This window comes from bacterium (genome assembly GCA_037131655.1).
In the GTDB taxonomy this organism is placed as follows: Bacteria; Armatimonadota; Fimbriimonadia; order Fimbriimonadales; family JBAXQP01; genus JBAXQP01.
Window position 1 is genome coordinate 1 of the sequence record JBAXQP010000221.1, and the last position, 4,546, is coordinate 4,546.

Annotated in this window: 3 protein-coding genes; all 3 read right to left on the bottom strand. The window is 49.7% G+C overall.

Features of this window, described 5'->3' with window-relative positions; translation table 11 throughout:
- Positions 1–1,392, bottom strand: a 1,392-nt coding sequence (locus WCO51_09990) for a type I-C CRISPR-associated protein Cas8c/Csd1 (GenBank protein MEI6513588.1), incomplete at its 3' end; no start/stop codon positions are given.
- On the bottom strand, positions 1,389–2,024 hold the full coding sequence (gene cas5c / locus WCO51_09995) for a type I-C CRISPR-associated protein Cas5c (GenBank protein ID MEI6513589.1): 636 nt from the start codon (positions 2,022–2,024) through the stop codon (positions 1,389–1,391). The genes cas5c and WCO51_09990, both read right to left, overlap by 4 nt.
- 10 nt (positions 2,025–2,034) lie before the next feature.
- Positions 2,035–4,152, bottom strand: a complete 2,118-nt coding sequence (gene cas3 / locus WCO51_10000; protein ID MEI6513590.1) for a CRISPR-associated helicase Cas3' — start codon at positions 4,150–4,152, stop codon at positions 2,035–2,037.
- Positions 4,153–4,546 lie beyond the last annotated feature (394 nt).

Here is a 4,546-nt window from a genome sequence, read left to right on the forward strand (position 1 = left end):
GTGATAGGCTGCGTCCGGATGTTTTTCATTTAATGCACTCAATTGATTGTCCTCCTTGGGATTAGGGGTTAGTACAGCTTTAATTAAAGCTATGCGTGGATAGCTTAGTCTTCGTTTCTTGTTCATTTCATCGTATGGGCCGCGCATAACAACATTTCGCCGAACGGCCAGTGCAAGTAGTAAACTCGGTAAGGTCACTCCCGTAAGCGCTGTTCGCAATAAGCTGACCGGAACATGCTTTGGGATATCCTTAGCTTCACGGTAGAGGCTAACTGCCAATTGGAATATACCGGGTGGTGTTATATCCTGCCCATCCATTCCCTGAATACCTAGCTTTAAGTACCAAAGAGCCAGTGCCCTTTTTGCGTTGGGTAGTGTGGTTTCATGGTAATCGCGAACCACAGCTCGTGACATATTGGCGCTGAGCGCGAGCACGTAGAAGTCGTCATCACTGACAGCCTGCATCGCCTCCGGTTTCCTCCAAGCAGCGCCGCCCTCAAGTCCCGCTTGACGTGACAGTGACTCTGACACTGCAGCGATCAGGTTTTTGGCCTGTTCAGCGCTTGGTTGCTTCACTAGGTCAAAGAAGGAGAATTCGGTAGGTTTTTTAGTCCATGCTAGAAATACCGTTTCCCCTACCCTTAGGTGATGAGAAGAGTCACTAAGCAGGCGATTGAGCGCATTGCCAATCGCTTCTGCAGGTACTTGTCCGATGGGTGAGTTCAAGGCTGCTTTAAGTCCAAAGGATTCACCGGATGGATTGTTGACGCTAACCCGCGCGGTTCCACTCGGTTGGCCTCCGGGTATACCTTTAATTGGAATAGGCATGCGGTCAACAATAACGGTTTCAATTCCAGTTATCGAGCAGAGTCCACGCTCTCCTTCGGCAGGTGCTGACCAAAAGGCACGCACTGAAGGTAAGTCAGCAGGGTTGATCCCGTTGACTTCTAAAAAAAAGTCATCCATACTTGGGTCGATCTCATGCGATTTAGTTAGCTTTTCAGGGCCTCCGTTCACAAGCCAATTGGCTAGAACTTGAACCGTAGGTTCTTTCGTTTTCTCTGCGCACTCCTTAACCAACGCCACGTACTCGTGGTGTGACTGAGCCACTCGCTTCGGATTGTCCTTATCTCCTTCCAGCCCTAGCACGTATTGTGCGTTGTCATGGATGAGGCGAGGCCTTACGCCTGACGAACGCCGCGGTTGTTCACGAGGAACGACATAAGTCTTGCCCTCGCGTGTTCCCCTTTTTTCACCGGTTAGAGCTATGACTTCGATCAGCTTGCCATCTTTGTCGAGACTAATTCGCTTCGTGAGGAAAGCTGGCTGATAACCGGACGGCAAACTATCCCCTTCGCGTTCCCAATACTCAATAAGGCGCTTGAGTATCATCGCTCCACCCCCAGCGGTTTATTAGGTACTTTTAGAACACCGCTTTCTACGATGGCATGAAAGAAGAGAGGACTGTGCGGAGGTTTTATATTGCCCTTTGCGTCAGTCTTGTAGTCCAAGTCCCAGAGCATCAGCCCGAGGTCTTCGTTCCAGTCGATCGTAGTATCGCGATTAGGCATTGGACCAAATTCCGCAGCAAATTCCCTGCAGCCGAGCGCTGGACGGTGGAAGCACTGGCCGCGCTCAACGCGACGCCTAAATTGATCACGATACTTGGCGGGGTCATCTTTTACGTCCGGCTTAACTTCCACATCGGCATAGATCGCGTAATCAACATCCCGTAAACACACAGCATGCCGTTGTGTTCGGTCCTCTTCAATCAGAAGAGGCGAACCTCCAATAGACATCTTGCTGTTAAGTTCATTTCGCACCAGCGAGAAGGTGCGCACTTCCGACAACACGTGAATTTCATGGACTCGCCATACAAACTGCGGATGCCAGAAGATGGCCTCCAATATCCCACGCGCAGCCGAAGGCGTCATTATTGGGTAAGTCACACGCTCTACCTTGGCTTCTGGCCGCGTAAAGCACGCGAACTCACCCTTCACTCGCACGGAAAGCCAGTTACTCATTTTCACCTTCCTATATAATCAGGTCGGAGGGGTCAGCGATCTGTGAACCGCTAATCCCAAGGTTCTTGTCATAGAGCCCTATCCAAAGATAGAACCCGGTTGGTTCGTCCAATCGCGCATCACCGGATTGAACCGCTTTGCGCAATTGATGTTCAAAGAGGTTGACTTGATAAGGGGAGAGCTTTCTCGCGGCATATCTCGGCGAGATGTTCCCATGATGCACAGCCGCGAGAACTTGCTCGATCTTCTTCGGTGCGTAGCTAAGCACGATCGCGGCGGTGGTGTTCTTGTCAATAAGTCGGTATAGTTCAGCTGTCTTTGGATAATTTAAACGTTCACGGGACTGTTGAATGTTCTTAGCGTCGGTTGCTGTGCTTCTATAGAGATCGTGGAAGTAGGCAGACTGAACGTCCGGCATGTCCAACCGCTTAATATCGCGATCTATGCGCGAACGGGTCAGGTCAATTGCAGTGCGGTACGCGCCTTTTGGGCTACCGCCTCCCGTTAATTCAAATATATGACATATGCCGGGTTCGCTTTGATTGCCCTCACGGTTGCATCTGCCGGCGACTTGGACAATGCTTGACAACGGTCCCATAGCACGGAAAACAACAGGAAAGTCCAGATCAACGCCCGCCTCAACTACCTGAGTCGATACCAAACGACAGGGCTTACCTTCACTCATCCTTGCTTTCACTGCCTCTAGCACCTTCCGTCGGTGTGCTCCGCATAGGCTTGTACTTAAATACAAGGCATCGGAATCTTCTAAAGCATCATAGACAAGTGCCGCATCCTTCTTCGTATTGAACACTGCAAGGGCTTGCGTATGCTCAAGCAGGGCTGTTGCCACCTGCTCCGGGGTCAACGTGCCATCGAAGGAATACTGCACACGTCGTAACTGATCGAAAAGCTTTTTAGGTTCCGCTATAATCTCAACTGCCTCACTGATTAGCGGTGCTCCCACATCACTCCAATCCGGCTGGGTGGCTGTTGAAAAGAGTACCGTTACTCCATAACACTCGATAAGCTGTCTCAGAACATCAAGGGTGGTTTCTAATAGGTGGGGAGGCAGCATCTGGACTTCATCGAGTACAAGCACGCTGCGAGCAATGTTGTGGAGCTTGCGGCAGTGAGAAGGGCGCTTGGACAGCAGGCTTTCAAAAAGTTGCACCGTTGTTGTCACGATCAAAGGGCAATCCCAATTCTCAGCTGACAACTGCCGCGTGCAATCGTCATCTTCTTCAAAGTCTAATGCTGAATGGTGTTCAAGAATATTTTCGCTTCCGAATACGGTTGTATATTGGTCTGCTGTTTGCTCGATGATGCTCGTGAAGGGGATTGCCACGATCACTCGGTCAAGATTGTGCACCTGAGCGTGTTCCAAGGCGAAAGTTAACCCTGAGAGTGTCTTGCCGCCGCCTGTTGGCACGGTCAAGCGGAAAGCACCTTGTGGTTTGCCTGCTGCTCCTCGGCACGCTTCAAGAACCCCCCTCCGTACTTCATTCACAGTGGAAAGTTTCGCGGATTCTGTTTTCTGGTCAACATATTCGCGCAATTGCCCCGCGTAGTCTTTAACCGGTGGATATTTGCCGCGTGTGACATTTCCGCGCATGTGATGCTCGGTATCCAGATAATCAGCGTCTACCAAAGCGCTGAAAGACATGCGGATTAGCATCTCGGCGTCCAGAGGATTATTGGCCGATGTTGGTAAAGTTGGTCTCTTTGGATGGATGCCAATAGCAGCAGCGAAGTCTTGTGCAGCTTTCACGGTTTGTGAGTCGGCACTCGCTGCACGCACGCTGAATTCATCAATGGCTATTAAACCTGTATGATGGCCAATTACTGCCAGTGCAAGCGGACCCAACTCTTTTGCCATAACGCATGAGCCACCGATGGCATGTGGGCATCTTTCCGCCTGTCGGTTTTCCGAAGCGGCTTTTAAATAGTTTTGAAATCGTTGGTCAGCCTTTCCGAGGTCATGTGCTAAACCAAGAAGGCGGCCTACTTCTGAGGCATCAAACTTAGCGGCAAATTCAGCAGCCATCTCGCTAACAGCGCGGCAATGCTGTTCCAGATCATGCCAGCTTCCCGAGTTTCCAGGGGTGTGCGCGTATAGGTTTTTATTCAACTTCTTAATTCCTCGAACATGGAGGCTTTTGGGTATATACGAAAAACTTTGAGGCAGCTCTACCTTAGCGGAAACACAATTTATTCTGAGTCAACCGCATTTAGTGTGCTTGATTATTATATTCGATAAACGTGCAATTGTTCCTTCAGATAAATCAATAAAATGCAGTGTCTTTTTAATAGCGCCAAAATCCTGACGATGTGCCGATTCACTAGTGGAATATAATGGTTAACTTCTAGCGAAGAGCCTACTGGATAAGTCTAAAGCTCTATTGAAGAAGAAGTCTTTCTGACTGTTAGTGAAGCCGCTTATAGACCTTATAATGGATTCTATCCATCTGGCCTTCGGCCTACCCGTATCTATCCGGAAACTGATCCTCAAGAAGACGATCAGT